At 59.3% G+C, this 25,410-nt stretch carries 22 protein-coding genes; 18 read left to right on the forward strand and 4 right to left on the reverse strand.

Going from position 1 to position 25,410, the window contains the following annotated elements:
• The first annotated feature begins 849 nt into the window (after positions 1 to 849).
• The 4 genes from E6C55_RS04640 (at position 850) to E6C55_RS04655 (ending at position 5,984) form a co-directional block, all read left to right on the forward strand.
• The gene (locus E6C55_RS04640) at positions 850 to 1,752 is read left to right on the forward strand and encodes an ABC transporter permease (protein ID WP_136368610.1); all 903 of its coding nucleotides are present in this window, start codon (positions 850 to 852) and stop codon (positions 1,750 to 1,752) included.
• 44 nt (positions 1,753 to 1,796) lie between these two features.
• On the forward strand, positions 1,797 to 2,696 hold the full coding sequence (locus E6C55_RS04645) for a carbohydrate ABC transporter permease (protein WP_136368611.1): 900 nt from the start codon (positions 1,797 to 1,799) through the stop codon (positions 2,694 to 2,696).
• Between the two features lie 123 nt (positions 2,697 to 2,819).
• A complete protein-coding gene (locus E6C55_RS04650; RefSeq protein WP_230986535.1) occupies positions 2,820 to 4,457 on the forward strand; it encodes a DUF3502 domain-containing protein in 1,638 nt (545 codons plus the stop codon).
• A gap of 195 nt (positions 4,458 to 4,652) precedes the next feature.
• Entirely contained in the window at positions 4,653 to 5,984 is a 1,332-nt protein-coding gene (locus E6C55_RS04655) for an MATE family efflux transporter (protein WP_136368612.1), read from the forward strand.
• Here E6C55_RS04655 and E6C55_RS04660 read toward each other — a convergent pair.
• On the reverse strand, positions 5,947 to 7,311 hold the full coding sequence (locus E6C55_RS04660) for an MATE family efflux transporter (protein ID WP_136368613.1): 1,365 nt from the start codon (positions 7,309 to 7,311) through the stop codon (positions 5,947 to 5,949). The genes E6C55_RS04655 and E6C55_RS04660 overlap by 38 nt on opposite strands.
• Before the next feature lie 213 nt (positions 7,312 to 7,524).
• Between E6C55_RS04660 and E6C55_RS04665 the strand changes: the two genes are divergently transcribed.
• From E6C55_RS04665 to E6C55_RS04725, 14 genes are all read left to right on the forward strand, one after another.
• Positions 7,525 to 8,064 (forward strand): NADPH-dependent FMN reductase, encoded by a 540-nt coding sequence (locus E6C55_RS04665; RefSeq protein WP_136368614.1) that lies wholly within the window; start codon positions 7,525 to 7,527, stop codon positions 8,062 to 8,064.
• 306 nt (positions 8,065 to 8,370) lie between these two features.
• Positions 8,371 to 8,505, forward strand: a complete 135-nt coding sequence (locus E6C55_RS35045; RefSeq protein ID WP_269145534.1) for a hypothetical protein — start codon at positions 8,371 to 8,373, stop codon at positions 8,503 to 8,505.
• A gap of 562 nt (positions 8,506 to 9,067) precedes the next feature.
• Positions 9,068 to 11,377, forward strand: a complete 2,310-nt coding sequence (locus E6C55_RS04670) for an NEAT domain-containing protein (RefSeq protein ID WP_136368615.1) — start codon at positions 9,068 to 9,070, stop codon at positions 11,375 to 11,377.
• Positions 11,378 to 11,394: 17 nt separating this feature from the next.
• A complete protein-coding gene (locus E6C55_RS04675) occupies positions 11,395 to 12,303 on the forward strand; it encodes an ABC transporter substrate-binding protein (protein ID WP_136368696.1) in 909 nt (302 codons plus the stop codon).
• Positions 12,300 to 13,298, forward strand: a complete 999-nt coding sequence (locus E6C55_RS04680; protein ID WP_136368616.1) for a FecCD family ABC transporter permease — start codon at positions 12,300 to 12,302, stop codon at positions 13,296 to 13,298. The genes E6C55_RS04675 and E6C55_RS04680 overlap by 4 nt, the downstream gene beginning before the upstream one ends.
• Complete coding sequence (isdG, locus tag E6C55_RS35190) at positions 13,298 to 14,425, forward strand: heme oxygenase (protein ID WP_136368617.1); 1,128 nt, start codon at positions 13,298 to 13,300, stop codon at positions 14,423 to 14,425. The genes E6C55_RS04680 and isdG overlap by 1 nt, the downstream gene beginning before the upstream one ends.
• A 178-nt stretch (positions 14,426 to 14,603) precedes the next feature.
• Entirely contained in the window at positions 14,604 to 15,662 is a 1,059-nt protein-coding gene (locus E6C55_RS04690; RefSeq protein WP_136368618.1) for an NEAT domain-containing protein, read from the forward strand.
• A 4-nt stretch (positions 15,663 to 15,666) separates the two neighbouring features.
• Positions 15,667 to 16,614 (forward strand): heme ABC transporter substrate-binding protein IsdE, encoded by a 948-nt coding sequence (isdE, locus tag E6C55_RS04695; RefSeq protein WP_136368619.1) that lies wholly within the window; start codon positions 15,667 to 15,669, stop codon positions 16,612 to 16,614.
• A 37-nt stretch (positions 16,615 to 16,651) separates the two neighbouring features.
• Positions 16,652 to 17,632: a FecCD family ABC transporter permease gene (locus tag E6C55_RS04700; protein WP_136368620.1), complete on the forward strand. Its 981-nt coding sequence runs from the start codon at positions 16,652 to 16,654 to the stop codon at positions 17,630 to 17,632.
• A 53-nt stretch (positions 17,633 to 17,685) separates the two neighbouring features.
• Positions 17,686 to 18,363: a response regulator transcription factor gene (locus E6C55_RS04705; RefSeq protein WP_136368697.1), complete on the forward strand. Its 678-nt coding sequence runs from the start codon at positions 17,686 to 17,688 to the stop codon at positions 18,361 to 18,363.
• A complete protein-coding gene (locus E6C55_RS04710) occupies positions 18,360 to 19,739 on the forward strand; it encodes a sensor histidine kinase (RefSeq protein ID WP_136368621.1) in 1,380 nt (459 codons plus the stop codon). The genes E6C55_RS04705 and E6C55_RS04710 overlap by 4 nt, the downstream gene beginning before the upstream one ends.
• Positions 19,740 to 19,970: 231 nt before the next feature.
• A complete protein-coding gene (locus E6C55_RS04715) occupies positions 19,971 to 20,462 on the forward strand; it encodes an acyl-CoA thioesterase (RefSeq protein WP_168735461.1) in 492 nt (163 codons plus the stop codon).
• Entirely contained in the window at positions 20,455 to 21,699 is a 1,245-nt protein-coding gene (fabF, locus tag E6C55_RS04720) for a beta-ketoacyl-ACP synthase II (protein ID WP_136368623.1), read from the forward strand. Before E6C55_RS04715 ends, fabF begins: the two co-directional genes overlap by 8 nt.
• A 5-nt stretch (positions 21,700 to 21,704) precedes the next feature.
• On the forward strand, positions 21,705 to 23,369 hold the full coding sequence (locus E6C55_RS04725) for a class I adenylate-forming enzyme family protein (RefSeq protein ID WP_136368624.1): 1,665 nt from the start codon (positions 21,705 to 21,707) through the stop codon (positions 23,367 to 23,369).
• Positions 23,370 to 23,526: 157 nt separating this feature from the next.
• On the opposite strand, the gene E6C55_RS04730 is transcribed toward E6C55_RS04725, so the two are convergent.
• The 3 genes from E6C55_RS04730 to E6C55_RS04740 are packed head-to-tail and all read right to left on the reverse strand — an operon-like array spanning position 23,527 to position 24,758.
• Entirely contained in the window at positions 23,527 to 23,868 is a 342-nt protein-coding gene (locus E6C55_RS04730; protein ID WP_136368625.1) for an ArsR/SmtB family transcription factor, read from the reverse strand.
• Positions 23,869 to 23,901: 33 nt separating this feature from the next.
• Positions 23,902 to 24,246 (reverse strand): DUF1801 domain-containing protein, encoded by a 345-nt coding sequence (locus E6C55_RS04735; RefSeq protein ID WP_136368626.1) that lies wholly within the window; start codon positions 24,244 to 24,246, stop codon positions 23,902 to 23,904.
• On the reverse strand, positions 24,243 to 24,758 hold the full coding sequence (locus E6C55_RS04740) for an SRPBCC family protein (protein ID WP_136368627.1): 516 nt from the start codon (positions 24,756 to 24,758) through the stop codon (positions 24,243 to 24,245). Before E6C55_RS04740 ends, E6C55_RS04735 begins: the two co-directional genes overlap by 4 nt.
• Positions 24,759 to 25,410: the final 652 nt, after the last annotated feature.

The following is a 25,410-nucleotide window of genomic DNA, read 5'->3' on the forward strand; positions in this document are numbered from 1 at the left end:
CGGGGGACGGTCAGGGCGCGATGTCTCGACCGTCTTCCTTATGCGAAAAACCGCTATGACAACCCGAACGGTTGTCCCCCCTGCCATATGGGCTCACGGAGCGGGAGAGGAGCGCCGCGCCCAACACCTAGCGATCAGTTTGTCAGGCATCCGGTACGCGGCAACGCCTCCCCCGCACTTTCTTCCCCTCTGGCGGCATTAGGTCTCCTCTCCCGCTCGTTCAGGATGGGAAGGAGTGGGGATCATCCGGCGGAGGTCGGGGTGCGGCGAAGATCCAAAAAGGTTCCTGAGCCGCGGGGAGAAGAGGCATAAGCGTCCAGAAGGGGGATAGCGCCTTGCTGCATTACGCAATAAGTGATGTTAAAAAGAAAGTCACGGGGGGGATTCCCCGTGACTGGAGAATAGGCTCGCATAAACGGATACGCTTGCACTCAAAGGACGCCGTTAGGCGTTTTTCTTACATTGTGCGGCGTGCCCGGCCATTCAAGGCCATTCGAGCGGTGACAAGCGGGCCGGAAGCTGTCGCTGCCGAATTTTATGCGCAAAATCGCATTGGAGAAGCCCGATAACAGGCACTTTGGGCGCTTATATGTGAATAAACGCATTCGTGGAGCAAAATCCGGCCCAAGACGCTGGAGGTGTGCTAAAAACCACTATGACAACACGAGCGTTGTCACCCCCTGCCATAAAATCGCAGGAACCGTAGGGGAATGGCGGGATCGGTTTCGATTTTCCAAGATAATCGTAACTTTACCCGGTGGGAGGACAAGCCTGCGACAGGTACGATGAGGACATAGAGAAATACAGAGAGAAAGAGCTTGCAGGAGAGAACGCTACGGAGGTTGTCGCATGAGAGATATTCGCAAAAATTGGCTTCTTTATCTGATGTTCCTGCCGGTCGCCGTCTACTTCATCTTCTTCGCTTACGTCCCGATGGCGGGCATCGTTATGGCCTTCGAATCGTACACCCGCCAGGGAGGCATGTTCCTCAGCGAGTGGGTCGGGTTCGATAACTTCCACTACTTCTTCGCGTCGGGCAAGGCATGGCTCGTCACCCGCAACACGATGGTCTACAACGTCATGTTCCTCGGCTGCTACACGGTATTCTCGATTGTCGCCGCCGTCTTCCTGTCCGAGATTACCCGCAAGATGTTCAAGAAGATCAGCCAGACGCTGATGTTCCTGCCCTACTTCATCTCCTGGGTTACCGTCTCGGCGTTCGTCTACAACTTCCTCAACTACGAGTACGGGATCGTGAACAAGCTCCTCCATTACATGGGCCTTGAGGCGATCGACATCTACTCGAACACAAGCTACTGGTACTTCCTGCTTCCGTTCCTGTACGTGTGGAAGTGGGTCGGCTACGGAAGCATCCTGTATCTGGCTGCGATCGTCGGCATCGATCAGGAGATTTACGAGGCGGCGACGATCGACGGGGCGAGCCGGTTCCAGCGAATTACGAGAATCACGCTGCCGCTGCTGAAGCCGACGATGATCATTCTTATTCTGCTCGGGCTTGGCCGGATCATGAGGGGCGAGTTCGACATGTTCTACCAGCTCATCGGCAACAACGGGCTGCTGATGGATGCCACGGACATCATCGACACGCTGGCCTTCCGTTCCTTGATGGGGTCCGCCGACTTCGGCATGGCTTCCTCCGTCGGCGTCTACCAATCCGTGCTGACGCTCATCATCATCCTGGCGGCCAACTGGCTCGTTCGCAGGTACGACAAGGAACAGGCGCTGTTCTGATCCCCTGACTCCGCTCCCATTATCGACAGAAAGCCGGTGCAACCATGAGCAAAACCGCAACCGCGGGCAACAAGTTGAATTCCTCCCCCTTGTTCACGGCCGTCTCGTACGCCATCGTCTCGATCATCTCCCTCGTCTGCCTGATTCCATTCATCGTTCTGCTTGCAGGAGCATTCTCGTCCGAGAGCGCCGTGCTGCGGGACGGGTACTGGTTCTGGCCGCGCGAATTTTCGCTCAAAGCGTTTCAGTATATTTTCCGCTATCCGGGTGATGTGCTCTCCGCCTACAAGGTGTCGCTCATCATTACTGTCGTCGGCACGACCATCTCGCTGTTCGTCTCGACGATGGCGGCTTATGTGATCGGCAGGAAGGAGCTTAAGCACCGCAACAAGCTGTCGTTCTTCCTCTTCTTCACGACGCTGTTCAGCGGCGGACTGGCCCCGTACTACATCTGGCTGAGCCGCAATCTTCATCTGAGCAACACATACGCCGTGCTTATTCTCGGGCCGATGTTCAACGTCATGTACATTCTGATTCTTCGCAGCTTCATCAAGAACTCCGTTCCCGAACCGCTGATCGAGTCGGCCCGAATCGACGGCGCCGGCGAGCTCAGAATCTTCCTGCAGATGGTGCTGCCGCTCAGCAAGCCGGCTCTGGCGAGCATCGGGGTGTTCACCGCTCTGGCGTACTGGAACGATTGGTGGACCGCAATGATGTTCACGTCGAGGGACAACCTGATTCCGCTGCAATACCTGCTGTACAAGATGCTCTCCTCGATCAACCTGTCCGCCGCCATGGCGCAGCACGTCACGAATCTGGACGCGCCGAAGGAGACGTTCAAGCTGGCGATGACGGTCATCGCGACGGGGCCGATCCTGCTCGTCTTCCCGTTCGCCCAGAAGTACTTCGTGAGCGGGGTTACGATCGGGGCCGTGAAGGGCTGAGGCCCCGAAGCGAGGCCCGGTTCCGGCGCTCGGAAGAACGATATAAACTCCGGTTCCGCCGGATTTTATATAGAACAATTGCCGAATAAATTCGATTGGTCAACACACAGGGAGGGATTAATTTTGCAAAGCAATAAAAAGAGAATCTGGTCCATGTTGGCATTATCCGCAGTCTTGGGCTTCTCGCTGACCGCGTGCAGCAGCAACAACAATAACGCCTCCGAAGCGTCGGACAGCGCCGGCTCGTCAACGCCTGCGGCATCCGGCTCGGCTCCTGCCGCCAGCGAATCGGCCTCGGCCGACACGGGCATCGATCATTCCAAGGAAGTGAAGCTTGTCGGCTACCTGCTCGGCGAAGCGCCGAAGGGAATGTCGGAAGTGATGGCCGCTCTGAACGAGAAGCTGAAGAAGGACATCAACGCAACGCTCGAGATCAATTACATCGGCTGGGGCGACGTCGCTTCCAAGTATCCGCTTATTCTCGCCGCCGGCGAAGACGTCGACTTCGTCTACGCCGCAGATTGGAACTACTACGTGCAGGAATCGAACAAAGGCTCTTACCTTGAGCTCACGCAGGATATGTTCCAGAAGTACATGCCCAAGTATTACGCCAAGCAGGACGCGTCCGCTTACAAGGCTGCCGAGATCGGCGGCAAGCAGTACATGATCCCGACGACGACCCCGGACCGCAAAGTCAATGTCATGGTGCTCCGCAAGGACGTAATGGAGAAGGCCGGCCTGACGAATCCGACGAAGATGTCCGAGCTCGAGCCGTACTTCGAGACGATCAAGAACGATTACCCGGGCATGATTCCGCTTAACCTGGATTCCCAGTACGACCTGACAACGCCGTTCGGCAACCTCGTGTCCGAGAAGTTCGCTTACCCCGGCGCGCCGACCGATTCCGGAGATCCCGCAAGCGTCGGCGTCTACACCGACAACGAGGACGCGACCGGCAAGATTCTCAGCATCACCGACGAGCCGGTTCAGAGCTCGTACAAGTATGCGGCCGATCTGATGAAGAAGTGGTACGATGCCGGCTACGTCAACAAAAACCCGTATTCGAACAAGGTTCGCTCGAAGGACAACTTCTGCGAAGGCAAGTCCGGCGTTGCGTTCGGCAACTCCAACGACATTCAAGCTACGCTGGCGTCTTGCAAGGATAAAGGGATCGATACCTATGTGATTCCGGTTCTCTCTCCGTCGGGTCACGCTCCCGCGAACAGTTGGCTGAACAACGGCATCGCGATTGCGGCCAGCTCGAAGAATCCGGAGCGCGCGATGGAAGCTCTTGATCTGCTCATGCAGGACGAATCCTATGTCATGATCGACTACTACGGCATCGAAGGCAAGAACTATGTGGTTACCGCCGATAACAAGCTGGCCCTTCCGGACGGCGTAACGTCTTCGGACAACACTTATCCGCCGGATGCCGCAGGCTTCTGGTTCGTCGACAAGGACTTCCTCAAGCCGAGCGTCGACTGGACCGATTCCTATGTCGAGCTCTACAACAAGATTCCGGATTACCTGTCGCAAATTACGTACCTCGGCTTCACGTTTAACTCGGAGCAGAACAAGACCGAGATCGCGAACCTGAAGAACGTCTCCACGCAATACTTCATGCCGCTGGCGATCGGCGCCGTGAAGGACGTCGACAGCTCGCTCGGCACGTTGGCCGACAAGATGAAGGCCGCAGGCGTCGATAAGGTCAAGACCGAAGTCGAGAAGCAGGCGGCGGCGTTCCTGGCAGCGAAGGGCTGATCAGCCGAACTTTCTCCATTAGCACAGCTAGTCTCCGTCTCTCGCCCGCCGGGCGGGGGACGGATTTTGCCATCTTGCCAAGCCGAGGAGCATATACACCGTGTCCACTATCGTAAAATCCAACTGCCGAGGCTGGCCATCCATCGTGCCGGAATCGAACAATGCTGTGCGGGGCAATCTGCTTCCGGAGCCGGGATGAAGCAGGCGCGGAACAAAGACGGCTTCGGATTGTGGAGGCTTGCCTGGCCGATCGGGGTCGAGCTCCTGCTGCAATTCCTGATGGGAACGGTCGATACGCTTATGGTGAGCCGCATCGGAGACGATGCGGTATCCGCCGTGGGCGTGTCCAATCAAGTCATCCAGACGGCGATGACGCTGTTCGCCGTTATCAACGCCGGGGCGGGAGCCGTCATTGCGAGGATGTGGGGAGCGCGGCAGTGGGACAAAGCGAGAGGGACGGCGGCCATCGCGATTCAGGTGAATCTGCTGTTCGGCGTCGCCGGCGGCCTGATCTTCGCGTTCCTGTCCCCGTTCGTGCTTCGCGCCATGGGCGTCCCTTCCGCTGTTCAGGAGTATGGAATCTCTTACTTGTCGGCAGTGGGCGGCGGCATCGTCGTCATTACGCTGCATCTGGTCGTGAACGCGCTTATTCGCAACATCGGCAACACGGTGGGGCCGATGCTGATCACGGTCGGGATGAACGTCATTCATCTGATCCTGAACTACCTGCTCATCTTCGGAATCGGCTTCCTGCCGGAGCTTGGCGTGCACGGCACCGCGATCTCCACGCTCGTCAGCCGGCTGATCGCGCTTGCGGCTGCCTTCATGCTGCTGCAGCGACTGCTCTCGCCGGGAATGACGAGGCGATCTTGGCTGCGCACCGACAGGGGGCTGCTGCGCGATATCGTCGGCATCGGCTTGCCCGTCTCCGTGACCGCGATGAGCTGGGGCTTCTCGCAGATCGTGCTGCTGTCGATCGTGTCGTCCTTCGGGGCGCACGCGCTGGCTTCGTTCACCTATGTGCAGACCATCCAGCAATTCCCCTGGATGATCGCGTCGGCAATCGGCAGCGCCCTCGGCATTCAGGTCGGGCAGTGGCACGGGGCGGGCAGGAGGGAGCAGGTGCACCGGGCGCCCGTTCGCGCCATTCTCGTCGGCACCGCGCTCGTGCTTGGAGCCAGCGTCGCCATTCGACTGTGGGCGCACCCGATTGTCGGCGTGTTCACGCGCGAAGAGGGGATCGCGGCGTTGGCGATCCCCATGCTTGCGCTGAGTATTGTATGGCAGCCGCTTCGGGTGACGGCCTTCTGCCTGTCCAACTCCCTCAACATCGTCGGGGGAGCGCGGGCGGTCGCCGTCCTCTCCGTTGTCGGAATGTGGTTCATCTCGACGGGAGGAGCTTACCTGTTCGGCTCCGTCTTCGGCTGGGGCCTGCAAGGCGTGCTTGCGGCGATGATTGTCGACGAGGCGGTGCGCGGGGCGTACTTCCTCAGGCGTTGGCGCCGGAGGGAGCCGCAGCGGGCGTAACGAGCGACTTGTTCCGCCACTTGTTGCTCCGCCAGCGAATCGCCATGATGATGGCCCGCGCCCACTCGTCGGCCGCAATCGCCAGCCAGACGCCGGCCAGCCCGAGATCGAGCGTGAACGTCAGGAAGTAGCCGAGCGGAAGGCTCATGCATACCATCGAGACGACGCCCCAGTAGACGGTATACTTCGCGTCGCCCGCCGCCCGCAGCACCGGAACGAACAGCAGATTCATCGAGCGCCCGGTCTCCAGGACGATGCTCAGCAGGATCATCTGCGTGGCCAGCCTGACGATCTCGTCGTTGTCCGTGAACATCCCGATGATCGGGTGGCGCAGCGAGATGACGACCAGGTCGATCGCCAAGGTGATCAGGAAGATCCAGCGAGCGCTGGTCCACACCCGCTTGAACGCGTCGTCCGGCCGGGAAGCTCCGACGAACCGGCCGACGATGATCGAGGTCGCCGTCCCGCAAGCCGTGCTGAACAGGAAGACGTAGGTCGAGATGTTCATCGCATATTGGCGCGAAGCGAGGGCGGCTTCTCCGAGCATCGTGACATAATAGAGGAACACGGATTGGCACGCATGATACATCACGGACTCCACCGCGGTCGGCACGCCGATTCGCAGGATTTTCCCCAGAAAGTCCTTGCTGAACGTCACATAATCCTTCCAACGGATCTTGTAGTCCATGATGCGGTACGCCATCCAGAAGAAGACGACCACCGCAGCTCCGCGGCTGATGACCGTCGACCACGCGGCTCCTTCCACGCCGAGGGCGGGCAGACCGGCATGTCCGAAGATCAGCACGTAGTTCAGCGCGATATGGACGACGTTCATGCCCATCGAGACGTACATCGCTTCCTTCGGGAACCCGTACGTCCGGATGATGCCGGAGAGGGCATTAATCACCGCTTGGAAAAAAATCCACCCGCCGACGATCCGAAGATAATTCGTCGCCATGTCCAGCGTGGCGGCCTCGAGGTTCATCATGCGCATAAGCGGACCTGCGAACAGGAGGAAGACAAGGCTCATGAGCAGCCCGGTCAGCAGGTTCATTGTAATCGTGAGCGCGGAGATCTTGGACGCGTCGTACCGGTTGCCGGAGCCCAGGTATTGCGAGATGACGACGTCGGCTCCGTTGTTGATGACCCCGATAATCAGGATCGCGATAAAAATAAATTGCGAAGCGACCCCGACGGCCGAGACGGCTTCGTCGGAGACGCCGCTCAGCATGAGCGTGTCGGCGGTGCTCATCAGGAAAAACAATAAGTTCTCAAGCAGGATCGGCCACGTCAGGCCGACCACGCGCAGTTCGCGCCCTTGGTTCATCGGTTCCACCTCTGCCCGTGCGGGCGACTGTCTGATTGTGCTGATCTGTTCGATGTTATCATGAACGCGTGTTTACGACAACAACAAACATTTTGTTAGTACCTTGACTAATTTAATGTGATTATTTATGATACTCTTGACAGCCAGAATAACGACATCGACCGTTGAGCATCTTACCATATCGGCATGACTATCCAAGGAGGTTTTTTTCGAATGTCCAAGTTGAACATCGGGATTATTCTCGGCAGCACGCGCGACGGCCGCGTCAGCCCGCAAGTAGGCGAATGGGTGAAGCGCATCGCGGACGGCCGCGGCGACGCGAACTACGAGATCGTCGATATCAAGGACTACAAGCTTCCGCTTCTGGGCGAAGAGGACGCAACCGAACAAGCGACGGCTTGGAACACGAAGCTTGCCGGCCTCGACGGCTTCGTCTTCATCGTTCAGGAATATAACCACAGCATCACCGGCGCGCTGAAGAACGCGCTCGACTTCGCCCGCGAAGCCTGGAACAACAAGGCGGCCGGCATCGTCAGCTACGGCTCCGTCGGCGGCGCTCGTGCGGCGGAGCACCTCCGCGGCATTCTCGGCGAGCTGTCCGTCGCGGACGTTCGCGTCCACCCGGCGCTCTCGCTGTTCACCGACTTCGAGAACGGCACGTTCAAGCCGGCCGACCTGCACCTGACCAACCTGAACGGCATGCTCGATCAAGTGCTCGCATGGAGCGGCGCGCTGAAGACGCTTCGTCAATAATCGATCGCACAGCGCATCAAGCTGCAAGAGGCTGCTCTCCGGAAGGAGGGCGGCCTTTGCGCGGTTGCGTGCCTTCTGCGCGGCTTCTGTCTCCTCAACAGTCTCGAATCGCCTCTGAGGTCTCGCTTCCCCTCTGTGCTTCCAACCTCCTCAGTGACCCTGAGCCAGCTCAGCGGTCCCGAACCCACTCAGCGATTCCGAACCTCCTCAGCAGTCCCGGACCCACTCAACGATCCTGAACCAACTATGCAATCCCCCCCCTGTGCGAGCCGAAGAGTCGTCCGCTGCAGGTGGGCGATAGAGGGAATGGAGTCGGCGTTGTCGGTGATGCAGGCGAGTCGGTGTATCAGGGATGCCGATAAAGTTGGTGTGTCGGTGTTGTCGCTGAAGCAGCAGGTTGCCGAATTTTATGCGAAAAATCACATTGGTGCGGCTCGGTAAGGGGACATTTGGGCAATTATATGTGAAAAATCACATTCGTGGAGGGAAATTCGTCTCGCAGTGCCGGATATATGCGAAAAACCGCATAAAACGCCGCGATTGCCCCCTATCCAAGCCGATGAATGTGAAAAATCACATAAAATCGCAAAGGCATCGGATCAGGGCGCAGAGGTTATCGAACTGTGGGGGGAGGTGTGCGTGAAATCCGCATAACAGGGAGCCAATAGCGTGCATCACACCTTACCGAGAAACCCGCCGCGAGACGGCCAAAGCGGAACCGCTTCGAAAATCGTAATTTAAAATTCATACTGCGTTCACAATTACACCGTATTCTAACGCTGAGCATACCCGATGAAGGGTGGATATAAAAAAAGAGTTGCTTCTTTTTTTTGCCCATTGGATGATAATGATTATCATTTCTAGCTGTTGAAGGGCATAAGAGATGGGAGGGGACGTGCGGCGCGAACGAGCGGAACGGATCGGATCAAGACAAAGCTGACGTTGATGAAGCAAGACCGATTGAAGCCAGACCAATCCATTATGAATTGAGGAGCGTGCACAGTTGAACAGTTGGTTAAAGTTAAAGAAATCTTTTGCGCTATTCGTCGTATTCGGGCTTGTATTCTCTCTTCTGCAAGCAGGCGGCTTCTCCAGAATCGCTTCTGCGGCAACGGAATTGACGAATGATACGATTCCGGCAGGGGAGTATGAGGTCGATTACGTTATCCATAGGGACGGAACTCAGGAAAAATCGGCCGCTGACGATTATATGCATCCGACTTCGGGCGCCAAGGGCAAGCTCATAGTCGAATCGAACGGCGATATTTGGTTCGAGCACGAGGTCAATACCATTCCCGAATATTCTTACTTCCAATATCTTGGCTATCTCCAAGCCGGTCAAGCTAAGGCCGTTATCGACAACGATGTGGTTCAGAGCGGAGCGGACGGCTATACGGCGGCAACGTTCCGCGACGGAACTGCTTCCACGAAGATCGTGCGATATCAAATCGCCGATATCATGCAAGATCAGGATATTCTGATGCACATCATAGTCCCCGGCATTGGTTACGATCATTGGTATAATGCGCAGATCGCTATCGATACGAGCGGAATCGTCTCGTCGGTACCTACGCAGTATTCCGTCTTGCATGCCACCTACTCCCAATTCTCGCTTCAAAGCGAAAGCTACTTCAAGAAGCCGGCATTGGTGAAGCCGCTCGAGGACGGATCGAAGGAAGTGACGTTGACGCTGCTCGGCAGCAACGTGATCAGCGATCTGAGGGTCGAGCAGGACAGCGTCTATTCCAGCGTTTACGTTGTGAGCGAGGATACGAATGAGAAGACGCGAACGGTACGCTTTAATGTGGCCGACGTGTCGGACCCGGTCAACTTCAAGCTGGATGTAGCGGCCCCGGGTTATTCGCATACGTACGAGCTCCGCTTCAACTTCAACGGCGTGAACAACGCAGTGCTTGAAGATACCATCAGTGCGGCGGCAGTCTTGGCGAACAGCGCAGTCGTCGGAACGGAAGCAGGCGAATATCCGCAATCGGCGGTGGATGCCTTGAAGGCTGCGATTGCGACGGCGCATGCGGCATCCGAGAATGACCCGGATACGCAGAGCTTGACGGATGCAGCCGTGACGACACTCAAGGCGGCCATCACAACGTTCGAAGCAGCCGTCGTCGGGGGCAGCACGGGGGGGAATGGCGGTGGAGGTGTCGTTCCTTCGACGGACGGGTACTACCATGTTCAGTATGCGATCCTCAAGGATGGAACGAATGAGACTTCCGTTGCCGACGGGTACTTTGTAAAGCCGGCTCTGCTCAAGGTTCAAGGTTCCAGCAAGACGATCTTCTTCACCGTTCTTAGAAGCAAAGAAATTACAGGACTGACACTCAACGGATCTTCCGGCACGGTAGCGAGCCAGAATACAACGAAGAATACAAGAGTCATGTCCTTCCAGGTGTACGACTTGTCCGCCAAGATCAACGCTACGATCAAGGTTGACTGGGACGAAGGGGACTTCCACTATCATCATACTTACACGATTCAGTTCCAATTCGACGATGACACGAAGGTTCAGGTAGAAGGAGATAATCCTGCGGTGCCGGGCTTCGATTATGACGGCAACCAAGGAATGCCTAATCTCTCGAATCCGGGAGACGAGGACGAGGAAGAAGCAACCGAAGAGGGGGCTTCCGGAGGCTCCGGCTCCGGAACCGGTTCCGGATCGGCCGCCATCGAGTTCAGCGACGCGAAGTACCACTGGGCCGCCGCTCAGATCAACCGTGCCGTCAAGCTCGGCATCGTGAAGGGCTTCGAGGACGGCAGCTTCCGTCCGAATGCGGTTGTCAGCCGCGGCGAATTCACCGCGATGATCGCTCGCGCGCTGAAGCTGACGAATACGGGCGCGGCGACGAGCTTCACGGATGCCGGACAAATTCCGGCCTGGGCGAAGGAGTATGCGGTTGCGGCAGAGCAAGCGGGGCTGATCGGCGGCTTCTCGGACGGCACGTTCCGTTCGGGAGCGGAGATCACGAGAGCGCAGCTCGCGGTCATCATTGTCCGTGCGGCTAAGCTGGAGACGAAGAGCGATGCAGCGCTCGGCTTCGCCGACGCCGACAAGATTCCGGCGTGGGCCGGCAAGGAGATTGCGGCAGCCGTGGAAGCCGGCCTGATTACGGGCAAGGACAACAACAGGTTCGATCCGGACGCTCCGGCAACCCGTGCCGAGTCGCTGACCTTGATCATCCGTCTGCTGGACTATCTCGCTGAGCAAGACGAGCAACAGCAAGCGCAGCAGCAAGAGGAGCAGGCACAAGCGGAGCAACAGGATGAGCAAGTGCAGGCGGAGGAGCAGGCGCTGTGAGACGAACCGCATCGCTGATGCTTGCGGTCGCGCTGGCCTTCGCGGCAGCCGGCTGCGGCTCTGCGGCGACGGGGGGAGAGCTCGGGGAGGGTGCGCTCGCGATTGAGGATTCCGCGGGCCGCACCGTATCCTTCGCGGACACGCCCGAGAGAATCGTCGCGTTGGGCAACGGCGAGGTGGATATCGTCTACGCGCTCGGAGGCGAGGTTGTCGGACGGCCCGAGGACAACGACGGCCTGCTCAAGAACGAAGCCGTGCGCGAGGTGCCGGTTGTCGGCTCGGTGCATACCGTCGACCTGGAGAAGATCGCGGTGCTTCGCCCCGACGTTGTGCTCGGCAATTACCCGATCAACATGAACGACGAAGCCCCGCTGAAGACGATCGGCGCGAAGCTGATTCTGACGCAAGCGAACTCGATCGACGACATCAAGCATCAGATCGAACTGTTCGGCAAGCTGCTCGACAAGGAAGAGAAGGCCGCGGAGCTCGTCGCCGGAATCGATCGGGAGCTGTCCGCCTTCGAGGCGCGCACGACCGAGAAGAAAGTGTTGATCGTCTACGGAGCTCCGGGGACGTATCTGGCGGCGCTGCCGACTTCCTTGGCAGGCAATCTGCTCGAGACGGCGGGCGGGCGGAACGTGGCGGCCGAATTCCCGAGGCTGCAGAGCTATCCGCAGTACGCGCAGCTCAACACGGAGCGGGTCGTCGAAGCGAACCCGGACCTGATTCTCATCATGACGCACGCCAATGCGGAGGAAGTCGAGAAGGGCTTCATCCGCGAGATGGAGAGCAATCCGGCTTGGAACACGCTTACTGCCGTGCGGGAAGGAAGAATCCACATCCTCCCCTCGGAACTATTCGGTACGAACCCGGGGACCCGGGTGATGGAGGCCGTTAACCTGCTTGGGGGGCTCCTTGATTCATGAATGTGACGGCAAGAAACAACAGAAGGCGCTGGATCGGGATAGCGCTAGTTCCGATCCTGATCGCCTCGGTCCTCTACGGAATCGGCAGCGGCTCGGTGTCCATCTCTGTATCGGAGATCTGGCGCATACTTTTTAACGATGGCGATCCTGCGCATGAAGCGATTATCTGGAATCTGCGTCTTCCGCGCGTGCTGGTCGGTCTTCTCGTCGGCGCGTGCCTGGCCGCATCGGGAGCGTTGCTCCAAGGCGTCATGCGCAACCCGCTGGCCGATCCCGGGATCATCGGAGTGTCGGCGGGGGGCGGCCTGGCCGCGGTCGTCGCGCTTGTCCTGTTCCCGCAATTCGGCTATCTGCTTCCCGGCTTCGCGTTCGGAGGGGCGCTGCTGTCCGCGCTGGTCATCTACTTGCTGGCATGGGATGGGGGCAGCTCGCCGACCAAGATCGTGCTTGCCGGCATCGCGGTCAACGCGCTGCTCGGCGGAGTGATGAACGGCATCATGGTGCTGAACAGCGATCGGATTCAGAGCGTCATTCCGTGGCTCGCAGGCGGGCTGTCCGGAAGAAGCTGGCCGCATCTGCAGTTCCTCCTGCCCTACGCCATCATCGGGTTGACGCTTGCCCCGTTCGCGGCGAAGGCGTCCAATCTGCTGGCGCTGGGGGATCAATCCGCGCAGTCGCTCGGCCAGCACGTGGAGCTTCAGCGTTTCCTGATCGTGGCGCTTGCGTCGCTGCTCGCCGGAGCGGCCGTCAGTGTCGCGGGTCTTGTCGGCTTCGTCGGCCTGATCGTACCGCATGCCGTGCGGCTGCTGATCGGGGACGATTACCGTTACCTGCTTCCCTATTCGATAGTGGGAGGAGCAGCGCTTATGGTGGCGGCAGATACGGCGGCGCGAAGCTGGTTCGATCCGATCGAGCTTCCGGCCGGCGTGCTGCTGGCGTGTCTGGGGGCGCCGTTTTTCCTAATCCTGTTGAAGCGAAGGAGGCTGGTCCGGTAATGGCGGAAATCCGAATAGAAGAGTTGGGCAGCAAGTTCGAGCACTTCGAGCTCCAGGAGATCAGCGAGACGATTCCGCGAGGGCAGATTACCGCTATCGTCGGCCGCAACGGCTCGGGCAAGTCGACGCTGCTCCGGATGCTCGGCAGGCTGGCTCGCCCCGAACAAGGCCGAATTCACTACGAGGACGTTCCGATCGGATCGTATTCGCGCAAGGAATTCGCCCAGCTCGTCTCCTTGCTCAGCCAGGAGAAGGGGCATGTCCCGGACATCACGGTAAGAGAGCTCGTTGCCTACGGCCGGGCCCCCCGGCAGTCGTCCTTCCGCTGCCGCTCGACGCAAGAGGACGAGAGGGCGATCGATTGGGCGCTTGCGACGACGGGAATCCGCCATAACGAGAATCGGCTGTTCCACACGCTGTCCGGCGGAGAGCAGCAGAAAGCCCGAATCGCGATGGCGCTGGCCCAGGAATCGAGTGTTCTGCTGCTCGACGAACCAACGACATATCTCGATCTCTCTCATCAGCTTGAGATCATGGAGATGCTGAAGAGCCTGAATCGGAAGCTGAATCTTACGATCGTGATGGTGCTTCACGACCTGCAGCAAGCGGCGGCTTACTGCGATCATCTCATTGCGATGGAGGAGGGGCGCGTTGTCGCGAGCGGCCCGCCTCGGGCGATTATCAATCGCCGCTTCATGCTGAATGTATTCGGAGTCATCGCCAAGGTGGATCTGCGCGGCGAGTATCCGATCATTATCCCCATCCCACAACCCCCTAAGGAGGAATCATCCATGGTTATCGTGACGAACGTATCCCAGATTACGAAGGGCAGCGGCATGCTGCTGATCGAACGCTTCAACAAGGTTGGCAAGGTAGAAGGAATGAAGGGCTTCCTCGGGCTCGAAGTCATGCTGACGGAGAACACGAAGGAATATGACGAGGTGACGGTCAGCACGAGATGGGAGAGCAAGGAAGACTTCCAGGCCTGGACGAAGAGCGAAGCGTTCCGGGAGTCTCATGCGCATCGCCAGACGCCGGAATACATCATCTCCAACAAGATTGTTTTCTACGATGTGAAGGTTGTGCGGAAGCCGATCGAGCAGGTGGAGAACTCCAACGCTTCTTAATCTTCCGCGGGGCTTTCAAGGGACCGATACGGCGGCTCTTGGAAGCCCTGTTTGCGAAAAAAAAATCATTGACAATAAAGCCAATTGATTGGTAGCATAATTGATAATAATTATCATTATCATGTTTCGACCTGTGCAAATTTTTAATTAGAGCGATAGAGAAAGGCAGGTTACTCTGTTGATAAAAAGAGCGGTCATAGGCGTCGTTGCAGCGGCGTTGTGGATTGGCATGCTGATCGGACCGAATGCGTTCAAGGCGGAAGCGGCGATGGCGGATGGAACCTACACCGCCGATTATCTCGTGCTTAAGGCCGAGGACGATTCCGTCTCGATGGCGAACGACTATTGGGAGAAACCGGCGACGGTCGTCATAGATGGAGATAAAGCTACGATTCAATTGTCGATCAACCACAGCACTTGGGTGACGCAATTCAAAGTTCCGGGCAGCGGAAGCGGATACGTGGATACGAAGGTGCTCGAGGAGAAGGACAATGTTCGCGTCGTGCAATTCACGGCGGACGTGACGAAGCCGATCGTCTCCAAGATCCACGTCACCGTGCCGGAGATCGACTACGATCATAACTACACGATTCGGCTGTCGTTCGATCTGAACAGCTTCAAGCTGGTGAAGGCGGCGGCCCCTGCGGCTTCCGAGTCGCCTTCCCCTTCGCCTTCCCCGGCGGCTTCGACGTCTCCCGAAGCTTCGACGAAGCCAACGGATTCGTCGACCGTCGCTGCGGCGAAGCCGGAAGCCTCGGCGAAGCCCGCCGAGACGACGAAGCCCGCAGCTTCGGCGCAGCCTGCCGAGACAACGAAGCCGGCGGCAAGCTCCTCCCCGGAGAAGAGCGATTCCGCCGCTTCTCCGTCGCCTTCCGCGAGCGCATCGGCGACCGCGGGAACGGCAGCAGCAGCCGAAGCCCCGTCGGCATCCGCCTCCAGCGCAGCCGCTTCGGAGCAGGCTCCGGAAGCTTCCGCATCGCCATCGGTGCCGGCCGAAGAAGATGAGCAAGGCAGCGAAGCCGAAGCGAGCGGGACGATGGGCGAGCTGGCTGCGGGCGCGGATGCGGAAGTCGCAGAAGCGGCGGCAGCGGCAGCTTCTGAGGCCGAAGACGGCGGTTCGAACGCGGCGGCGATCTGGACCGTCTCGATCATTGCGGTCGTTGTGCTTGCGGGCGCGGGCTGGTACTTCTGGAGAAGGAACCGCAAGCTTAAGCCGACCGGCGGCATAGGAGGGTGACCCTGTGTTCCTGAAGAGAATCAAGCTGCCCGTCATCGCGCTGGCATTCCTGCTCGCGCTCGCAGGCTGCGGCAACAGCGAGCCGGCCGCCCAGGGCAGCGAACCGACGACGACAGCCTCCGCCTCGCCGGCCTCTTCCTCGCCGGAATCCGCCTCGCCGGACACCGCAGCTCCGGCGGAGCAGCCCCGGGTCGTCTCCACGACGGTGGCGATTACGCAGATGCTGGACCAGCTCGGCGTAGATCTGGTCGGCATTCCGACAAGCGCGAAGACGCTGCCGGAGCGCTATGACGGCATCACGAAGGTAGGCAATCCGATGAGCCCCGACATGGAGATCGTCAAGTCGCTGAAGCCGACCGACGTGCTGTCGGTGACCACTCTGCAATATGAGCTGGAGCCGGTATTCGATGCGGCCAAGGTCGAAGCGACCTTCCTGGACCTGACGAGCCTCGCGAAGATGCAGGAAGCGTTCACGAACCTCGGGGAGCAATTCGGCAAGCAGGCGGAAGCCGCCGAGATCAACGCGGGCTACGACAAGAAGCTGGAGGAGATCCGCGCTGCCGTAGAAGGCAAGCCGTCTCCTACCGTGCTTATTCTGCTCGGCGTTCCCGGCAGCTACCTGGTGGCGACGGAGCATTCCTACATCGGCGATCTGGTGCGGCTGCTCGGCGGGGTGAACATCGTCCAGGGCGAGAAGGTCGAGTTCCTCGCCTCCAACACGGAATATCTTCAGAAGTCGAACCCCGATGTCATTCTGCGCGCCGCGCACGGAATGCCGGAGGAGGTCGTCAAGATGTTCGACGAGGACTTCAAGAAGAACGATATCTGGAAGCACTTCAATGCGGTGAAGAACGGAAGGGTATACGACTTGCCGGAGGAGCTGTTCGGCACGACGGCCAATATCGCGGCGGACGAAGCGCTCGAAGCGCTCGTTCCCATGCTGTATCCGTAACCGCTCGCGCAGGCGAACAAGCAAAGGACGATAACCTATGGCGAAAAGATTCAGCGTATTTCTTATTCTTGCTCTGCTGCTTATCGGAACGACGATTCTGTCGATGATGCTCGGCAGCATTCGGGTCAGCTTCGGAGAATTGATCCGCGGGTTGGCATTCGGGGGAAGCGAGCAGGTCGACGTCATTCGCGACCTGCGCTTCCCTCGCATCATCGTCTCGATCCTGACCGGGGCCTCGCTCGCGGTGTCGGGCGTGCTGCTGCAGGCGGTCATGCGCAATCCGCTCGCGGAGCCGGGCATCATCGGCATCTCGTCCGGGGCGGGTCTCGTGTCGCTCACGGTCGTCACGATCTTCCCGATGCTCTACTTCTGGTCGCCGCTGTTCTCGGTGCTCGGCGGCGCGCTCGCCTGCTTCCTCGTCTACTCGTTCTCCTGGAGCTCGCAGCTCAACCCGCTGCGCTTGATCCTGGTCGGCATCGCGATCAACGCGACCTTCACCGGGCTTGGCCAATCGTTTAATTACCGGGGAAGCTATGCGGTAACGACGGTCAATCAAGCGATCTCCTCGATCTTCACGATGAAGATCTGGGAGGACGTCCAGATTATCGGGCTGTTCGGGGGAATCGGCTTGCTGCTGGCTCTTCCGCTCGGCAAGTGGTGCAATATGCTCGCCTTCCAGGACGATACGGCGCGCAACCTGGGCCTCGGCATCGAGAGGGTCCGCCTGCTGCTCTCGGCGGTGGCAGTGCTGCTCGCTTCGGTCGCCACGGCGATCGGGGGGCTTATTCTGTTCGTCGGCCTGCTCGTCCCGCACATCGGGCGGACGCTGATCGGCTCCAACTACAAGCTGCTTCTGCCGTTCTCGGCTCTCGGCGGAGGCTTGCTCGTCCTGGCGGCGGATACGATCGGACGGACGGCGCTTGCGCCGACGGAGATTCCCGCCTCGATTATTCTGGCGGTTATCGGCGGACCGTTCCTCATTATCATGCTTAGGAGAAGCGACAAGCTCCTCAAATAAGCTCTATCCGAATTCCACCCGGCATTATGCGCGAAGGAGGGGGCAAGTTGGCCATGAAGCAGTTGCTCGTCACGGATGACGATGCGAACAATCGAATGCTTATCAGTCATTATCTGGCGCGGGAAGGCTACCGCGTGTTCGAAGCGCAGAACGGCCGCGAGGCGACCGACCTGCTGAAGAAGCAGGCCATCGACCTCGCCATCCTCGATGTCATGATGCCGGAGATGGACGGGCTGGAGCTGTGCGAATACATACGGGTGAACTACGACATCCCGATCATTCTGCTGACGGCGCGCGATCAGATCGCCGACAAGGAGCAGGGCTACGAGCGCGGAACCGACGATTACCTGACGAAGCCGTTCGAGCTGCCCGAGCTGCTGTTCAGGCTGAAGGCGTTGTTCCGCCGCTATTCGCTCGCCTCGAGCGACAAGATCCGGTTGAACGATCTCGTCATCGACCGGAAAAACTACGAGGTCGTCTACGGGGAGGATGTATTCTTCCCGCCGCTTAAGGAATTCGAGCTGCTGGCCCAGTTGGCGGAATATCCGGGGCGGGTGTTCTCGCGGGACGAGTTGATCCGCTTGATCTGGGGACCGGATTACAGGGGGGACGAGCGCACGGTGGACGTCCACATCAAGAGGCTGCGCAAGCGCTTCTCCGAGGAGAAGCAAGGGTTCGCGATCCAGACGATCCGGGGCGTCGGCTACAAGCTCGAGGTATTCGTCTCATGAGATCGCTCTACACCCGGGTGCTGCTGGTGACGATCTACGCGATCGCAATCAGCAGTTTTCTTGGCTTCTATTGTTCCAATTTGTACTATAACTGGGACATCAAGAAGCATTACGACGAGAAGCTGTACCGGATTGCCGAGGACATCCGCTCGTATGTCCAGCAATATCCGGAGACGCTGAGCGATTATTTGGACAGCGCGGCATCGATGGGCTATCAGATCTACCTCCTGGGCTCCGAAGGAAGCGAGAGCCTCCACGGAGGCGACTTCAAGGCGTTCGATCTGTCCGCCGATGCGAAGGCGAGCGTGCTCGGCGGCGGAGAATACCACGGCGTTGCGGAGTCCGAGAATCATTTTTTTAAGATCAGTTACTTCGACAATCGGCTCAGCAACACGGTCGGCCTTCCCGTCATGGCCGCGGGCGAGACGTACGCCCTGTTCATGAGGAGCGACACCCGGCTGAACTTCCAGGAGCTTGAGATCTTCTTCTCGCTTATGTTCGCGCTGACGGTGCTGCTCAGCATCCCGTACTTCCTGCTCAGCACCCGATACCTCGTCGAGCCGATCACCCGGCTGACCGAAGCGACGAAGCGAATCGCATCGGGCAACTTCGATATCAGCCTGCCGACGATGCGGAAGGACGAGATCGGGCAGCTCGCTTCCCATTACGAGAAGATGGCCCGCAAGCTCGAGAGCTCCGACCGGGCGAAGCGGGAGTTCGTCGCCAACGTGTCGCACGAGATCCAATCCCCGCTTGCTTCGATCCAGGGATTCGCGGATTCGCTGCTCGAGGAGAACCTCCCCGCGGACGACATCCGGCGCTATGCTTCGATCATCGGCCAGGAGTCGCGGCAGCTTGCGGAGCTGAGCCGGCAACTGCTGCTGCTGTCCTCTCTGGAGAACGCCAGCGAAGTGGTGAACAAGCGCTCGTTCGCGCTTCAGCCGCAGCTTCGCCGCTCGCTGCAACTGCTCGAATGGCAGCTTAGCGAGAAGGAGATCGCCGTTCATATGCGGGTTCCCGCTTCTCTGCTCGTCGTCGGGGATGAAGTGCTGCTGATGCAGGTGTGGTCGAATCTGTTGTCCAACGCCGTGAAGCACATTCCGGAAGGGCGCTCGATCGAGATTGTCGCTGCGAAGGAGCACGGCTTCTGCTCGGTTGCCATCTCCGACACGGGGGATGGCATCGACGACGAGTCGCTGCCGTTTATCTTCGACCGCTTCTTCCGGGGCGACCAGGCGAGACAGCGGGGAGAGGGCAGCACCGGCCTCGGCTTGTCCATCGTCCGGAGGATTGTGCTGCTGCACGGCGGCACGATCGAGGTGGAGAGCAAGGTTGGAGAAGGAACGACATTCCGCGTGCGCATTCCGAACGAATGACGGCGTTCCGGGGAGTCGGCAACACAGCGGGGCTATTCCCGGCGAATGCGAATGCGGACGCCGAGGGATGGCCTCTTTTGGCATGGAAGCGACTTTGGTTCGGAGGCGAGCGAAAGTTTTTTTGTTGTTTTCGTTTTCTCCGGCGTTTACTTATCATCATGATCTTACTATATCTTAGTAGTAAGAGTATACTTAGTAAGTGATGTTGAGGGAGAGAGAGGAGGTATGGCAATGGCGGATGCACATCCCCGCTACGACATGGAGATGAGCGTGACTTGGGGAGACTGCGATGCCGCGGGGATATCCTACTACGCGAGAACCTTCGATTGGTTCACGAATGCCCGGATGGGGTTGCTTGCTCACTATGGTTTGCCTTATATGAAGGAATGGCATCAGCGGGACATCGCTCTCGTCTGTCTTCATGCGGATTGCCGGTACAAGAAGATGATTCGCCCCGAGGAGCGCATCGTCGTTCGGGCCGAGCTTGCGGAGCTGTCGCGTTCCCGCATGGCGTTCACCTACCTCGTGCTTCAGGAAGACGGCGTTGTGGCGGCGGAGGGGCAGACGAAGCACGCCTATGTCGACGGTCGGGGGGCTCCGTTTAATCTGGAGAGAAGACAGCCCGAATTGTGGGCGCGGCTCGCGGAAGCGGGTCTGATCCAGCGGGGAAAATATCCGGGGACAGCTAACAGGCAAACGGGAGTGGAAGATGCGCATGGTTAAGGAACGTATCGTCATTACCGGCATGGGCGCGGTTACGCCGATCGGAATCGGCGTGGCGGATTATTGGCGGAATCTGATCGAGGGGAAGTCGGGTATCGGGCCGATTACCCGCTTCGATGCGGAAGGGCTTCCCGTCCGGATCGCGGGCGAGGTGAAGGGCTTCGATCCGGCGCTCTGGCTGCCGAAGAAGCTGATTGCGCAGACGGACATCTTCATGCAGTTCGCGGTCGCGGCGGCGGCGGAGGCGATCCGGGAGAGCGGGCTGAACAGCCTGCCGCCCTCGCGGGTCGGCGTTGTGCTCGGCACCGCGCTCGGCGGCATCGCCACGGCGACGCAGGCCCAGGAGCAGATGACAACAAGCGGAAGCTATCGGGTAACGCCGCACCTCGTCCCGAAGTTCCTGTCCAACATCGCGGCGGCTCATATCGCGATCTTGAACGGGTTCAAGGGGCCGAGCTACACGGTGAGCACGGCGTGCTCCTCCGGGGCGGATGCGGTCGGCATGGCGGCGATGCTGCTTCGGGCCGGACAAGCGGACGCCGTCGTCGCGGTCGGCGCCGAATCGATTCTGTGCGCGCTGATGGATGCCGGGCTGTCCGCCGCACGGGCGATGTCGACCCGCAACGAGGAGCCTGCGAAGGCGAGCCGTCCGTTCGAGAAGGGCCGCGACGGCTTCGTCATGGGCGAAGGAGCGGGCGCGATTGTGCTCGAGACGCTCGGAGCGGCGCGGGAACGCGGGACGGGCATCCAAGCGGAGCTGCTCGGCTATGCGAACTGCACGGATGCCTATCACGTGACATCGCCCGAGCCGGACGGCAGCGGAGAGATCTGGTGCATGAGGCAGGCGCTCGCGGAAGCGGGGCTTGCTCCGGAGGGCATCGGCTACGTCAATGCCCACGGCACGTCGACGCCGCTCGGCGACCGGGTGGAGAGCCAGGCGCTGAAGGCGGTGTTCGGCGAAGCGGCGAAGTCGCTTCCGGTCAGCTCGACCAAGGGAGCGACGGGGCATCTGATGGGCGCCGGAGGCATCACGGAGCTGATCGCCTGCGTTCAGGCGATTCGCGAAGGCGTCGTCCCGCCGACGCTCAACTACGAGGAGCCCGATCCGGAGTGCGATCTGGACTATGTGCCGAACGTCGCCAGGAAGGCGACGGTGGATGCCGCGATGTCCAATTCGTTCGGCTTCGGCGGGCAGAACACGTCGATTATTATTGGACGCTATTCGGAAGAGGGATGAGAGCCATGGACAGAAATTATACGTACGACGTGCGGATGTTCCAGGACACATTCGAGCATGAATTTACTTATCTGAGCGGCTTCCTGCGCAACGTGCACCGCTTCGCCGCGCGCACGGCGCTGAGCGATCCGCTTCACGAGCGGAGCTGGACCTATGCCGAATTGAACCGCGAGGCGAACCGGCTGGCGAACGCCTTGCTCGCGGACGGCATCGGCAAGAACGAGGTTGTTGTGTATCAACTGCCGAATTCCCCGGAGTTCATCTTCGGCTACCTGGCCCCGCAGAAGATCGGCACGATCAATTGCCCGATCAACTTCCGCCTCTCGTCCGGGGAGACGGCGTTTATTCTGGACGACAGCCGTCCGACCGTCTATATCTATGATGCGGAGTTCCAGGCTACGGCGCTGGAAGCGCTCGAGCTGGCGAAGTTCAAGCCGCAGCGGATCGTGATGGTGGACGGCACGGGGGAAGCGGCGCTGCCGGAAGGGCACGTGACGTACTCGGATTATACGGGAGGCCGCTCCGAAGACAATCCGGCCATCGAGCGGCCGATGCACATCTACGACGAGAACACGAGGCTGTACACGTCCGGCACGACCGGACGGCCGAAGGGAGTTCCGCTCAACAACATCAACGACGTTCTGTCCGCTCATGACGTAGCCATGCATTTTCCGCTGAATCCGACCGACAAAACAATGAACATGAGCCCCTGGTTCCATCGCGGAGGCATTCATTCCGGAGGCCCCGGACCGACGCTGTACGTCGGCGGGGAAGTCGTCGTGCTACGCTCCTTCCACCCCAAGACGTGCCTGGAGCTGGCGGAGAAGGTCGGGGTGACGTTCCTGATCGGGGCGCCGCCCATGCTGAAGATGCTGCACGACCAGCAGATCAAGCATCCGGCCGACCTGTCGAGGCTCAAGGGCATCGTGACGATGGGAGCGCCGTTGGAGCGGGAGGCGTGCATCAGGTTCCAGAAGGTGCTGACGCCGAACATCTTCAACGGCTACGGAACGACGGAAGCGTTCTGGAACACGTTCCTGCGGCCGTACGACCTGCCGGACATGGCCGGGTCCGCCGGGCGGGCGTGCACGGACGACGATGTCGCCGTCGTGAAGGTGTTCCCGGATCGCCGCGCGGAGCCGCACGAGGTCGTCGCTCGCGACGGAACGGAGGTCGGAGAGGTCATCGTTCGCGCCCCCGGCAAAACCACGTATACCTACATCAATAACGAGCAGGAATCGGAGCGGGTTTTCTACAAGGGGTGGATCTATATCGGGGATATGGGCGTGTGGGACGAGAACGAGTTCGTCACGATTGTCGGCCGCAAGAACGACATGATCGTCTCCTCCGGGGAGAACATCCATCCGGTGCAGATCGAAGAGATTCTGAACCAGCATCCGAAGGTGCAGCAGTCCGTCGTTGTCGGCGTTCCCGACGAGCTGCGCGGCGAATCGGTTGTCGCCTACGTCGTCAAGGAGGACCCGACGCTGACCGCCAAGGAGCTGAACAAGTTCTGCAGCGAGCACAACATGCTGGCGTCGTACAAGAAGCCGAGATTCTACCGATTCATCGACGATCTTCCGTACACGGCAACGGGCAAGAAGCGGCACTTCGTCGTGCGCGCGATGGCGCTGGAGGATCAGGAGAACGGGCTGTTCGAGAAGCACTGATTCTGAACTGATTCTGATTCGTCGTTGTCGTCAGCTTCGTTATCGTTATGTACGACCAGAGCGAACAACCCCGCGGAGCCGCCGGAAGGCGACTGTCGCGGGGTTGTTCGTTGTGATGCGCCCGGCCTGGCGGGACGGCGGGACGACGGAGCGGAGCTCAAGGAGCGGCGGGAGCATCCCGATCCGATTGCCCCTGAAGCTCGCTCAAGTAATCGTCCAAGCGATCGAAGCGCTCTTCCCAGAGCTTCCGGAAGGAGCCGAGCCATTCGTCCAGCTCGGCGAGCGGACGAGTTCTCAGCTTGTAGATGCGCCGGTTCGCCACCTTATGCACCTCCACGAGCCCGACATCGCTGAGCACCTTCAGATGCTTCGAGGTCTGAGGCTGGTTAAGGTGAAGCCGGTCGGCAATCTCGTTCACGGACATCGGCCCCTGAAGCAGAAGCTCGACCATATCCAGGCGATTCGCCTCGGCGAGCGCGCCGAAGACGCTAATATTCATGGTCATCACTCCAACGTTGTGCTGCTTCTTGCATTATAGCGTATCGGAAGCTTGACGCGTCAAGCGGAGCAGCAGCTCTTCGTCGAGCGCCTGGCCTTCCTTGAATTTGGCGGTTCGCCGCTCCGGAGGTCCGGGCTCGAACAAGCCGGGAGGGGGCTGCAGCTCGGCTGCGTTGAACAAGACGAAGCTGAGCGCCGCCTTCGAAGGGGAGATGACGGCGGCGTACTTGCCGTTCTTCAGGAAGTGCGGCTTGCCGTACTGGATGCGCTCCGCCGCGTCGGGAATGGCCTCGTGAATAATGGCCCGGAGACGGGAAGCCAGCTCGGCTTGCCAAGGCTGAGCGATGCTCTCGATAAAGGCCGTTACATCCGGATTCACGCCGAGATCTCTCCCTTCTCGAACAGCTCGCCCAGATGATTCATCGTCATCGTCATTCCTTCGACCATTCCCATCTTGAGCGTAAGCTGCAGGTTCTCCGCCGTATCGAACCCGACGCGGATCGTCAGCTTCGTCTTGCCGTCAAGCGGTTCGAACGTGACGGTGTTGAGCTGCTCCGGAATGTCGTCCGTCGGATTGCCGTGCTCGTCCGCGAACGTGCTCGTGTAGACGAGGCGCTCCGGTCGGACGATCTCGCGATAGACGCTCCGCGCCCAATGCTCTTCGCCTTGGGGGGAGCGCATGCTGTAGTGCCACACGCCGCCGGGACGCAGGTCGATCCGGCAGGTCGGCACCGTGTACGGCAGCGGAGCCCACCAGCGCTTCAGGTGCTCCGGCTGGGTGTAAGCATCGAACACCAGCTCTCTCGGAGCGTTAAAAATCCGTTCCATAATGAATTCCTTCTCCTCGACACGCGTCGCAACGCCGTTGTTCTCGGAAGGGGATGTCGTCATTGATATTCCTCCTTGAATCGATCGATTTGAGTTGAGGTGCTTGCGATAAATATATACCAATAGGAATATTCCTGTAAAGGAATATTATTGAGGTGCCGCCGTATCCCCACTTTTCTCAGCCGTGCCTCTTATCCAACCGCACGGTCACATGATTCTCCAGTCCTCGCATATCGCGTCGTATCGCCTCAACAACCCATCTCGTCTCATCTCCTCGAATACCGCGTCGTATCGTCTCAACAACCCATCTCGTCTCGTATCCTCGCATATCGCGTCGTGTCGTCTCAAACCGCCGACAACCGGCCCAAAACCAACTCGATTTTAAGCTGATCCCCTCTCGATAGCCGCGGCAACGCTGCCCACATCCTCGGACACCTGCCTGATCGCCCCCGTTCTGCCTCAGCGGGACGATTTTATATGAAATTTCACATTCATTTGTCCGGCCGAGGTATCGTTTCACCGGTTTTATGTGAAATTTCATATTCATTTGGCAGTTTGCCGTCCCACCATCCTTGTTTTATATGAAATTTCACATAAAAACTCAAATTAGGCCCCTCAAAGGCAAAACGAATGTGATTTTTCGTATAAAATTGCAAATTCTCTTCAGGAGATGCGGAAGAGCGGCGCGAGGGGGGCGAAACGTTGGCACGGGTTA

The organism is Cohnella fermenti, from assembly GCF_004801405.1.
Taxonomy (GTDB): domain Bacteria; phylum Bacillota; class Bacilli; order Paenibacillales; family Paenibacillaceae; genus Cohnella; species Cohnella fermenti.

Bases quoted from the DNA above. Each gene is read 5' to 3' on its own strand.
- E6C55_RS04655 (WP_136368612.1), top strand. From the start codon at position 4,653: ATGAAGCAGGCGCGGAACAAAGACGGCTTCGGATTGTGGAGGCTTGCC.
- E6C55_RS04715 (WP_168735461.1), top strand. From the start codon at position 19,971: ATGGCGGATGCACATCCCCGCTACGACATGGAGATGAGCGTGACTTGG.
- E6C55_RS04725 (WP_136368624.1), top strand. From the start codon at position 21,705: ATGGACAGAAATTATACGTACGACGTGCGGATGTTCCAGGACACATTC.
- E6C55_RS04730 (WP_136368625.1), bottom strand. From the start codon at position 23,868: ATGAATATTAGCGTCTTCGGCGCGCTCGCCGAGGCGAATCGCCTGGAT.
- E6C55_RS04700 (WP_136368620.1), top strand. From the start codon at position 16,652: ATGGCGAAAAGATTCAGCGTATTTCTTATTCTTGCTCTGCTGCTTATC.
- E6C55_RS04660 (WP_136368613.1), bottom strand. From the start codon at position 7,311: ATGAACCAAGGGCGCGAACTGCGCGTGGTCGGCCTGACGTGGCCGATC.
- E6C55_RS04680 (WP_136368616.1), top strand. From the start codon at position 12,300: ATGAATGTGACGGCAAGAAACAACAGAAGGCGCTGGATCGGGATAGCG.
- fabF (WP_136368623.1), top strand. From the start codon at position 20,455: ATGGTTAAGGAACGTATCGTCATTACCGGCATGGGCGCGGTTACGCCG.
- E6C55_RS04740 (WP_136368627.1), bottom strand. From the start codon at position 24,758: ATGACGACATCCCCTTCCGAGAACAACGGCGTTGCGACGCGTGTCGAG.
- E6C55_RS04640 (WP_136368610.1), top strand. From the start codon at position 850: ATGAGAGATATTCGCAAAAATTGGCTTCTTTATCTGATGTTCCTGCCG.
- E6C55_RS35045 (WP_269145534.1), top strand. From the start codon at position 8,371: ATGGAGTCGGCGTTGTCGGTGATGCAGGCGAGTCGGTGTATCAGGGAT.
- E6C55_RS04675 (WP_136368696.1), top strand. From the start codon at position 11,395: ATGCTTGCGGTCGCGCTGGCCTTCGCGGCAGCCGGCTGCGGCTCTGCG.
- E6C55_RS04705 (WP_136368697.1), top strand. From the start codon at position 17,686: ATGAAGCAGTTGCTCGTCACGGATGACGATGCGAACAATCGAATGCTT.
- E6C55_RS04710 (WP_136368621.1), top strand. From the start codon at position 18,360: ATGAGATCGCTCTACACCCGGGTGCTGCTGGTGACGATCTACGCGATC.
- E6C55_RS04665 (WP_136368614.1), top strand. From the start codon at position 7,525: ATGTCCAAGTTGAACATCGGGATTATTCTCGGCAGCACGCGCGACGGC.
- E6C55_RS04645 (WP_136368611.1), top strand. From the start codon at position 1,797: ATGAGCAAAACCGCAACCGCGGGCAACAAGTTGAATTCCTCCCCCTTG.
- isdG (WP_136368617.1), top strand. From the start codon at position 13,298: ATGGCGGAAATCCGAATAGAAGAGTTGGGCAGCAAGTTCGAGCACTTC.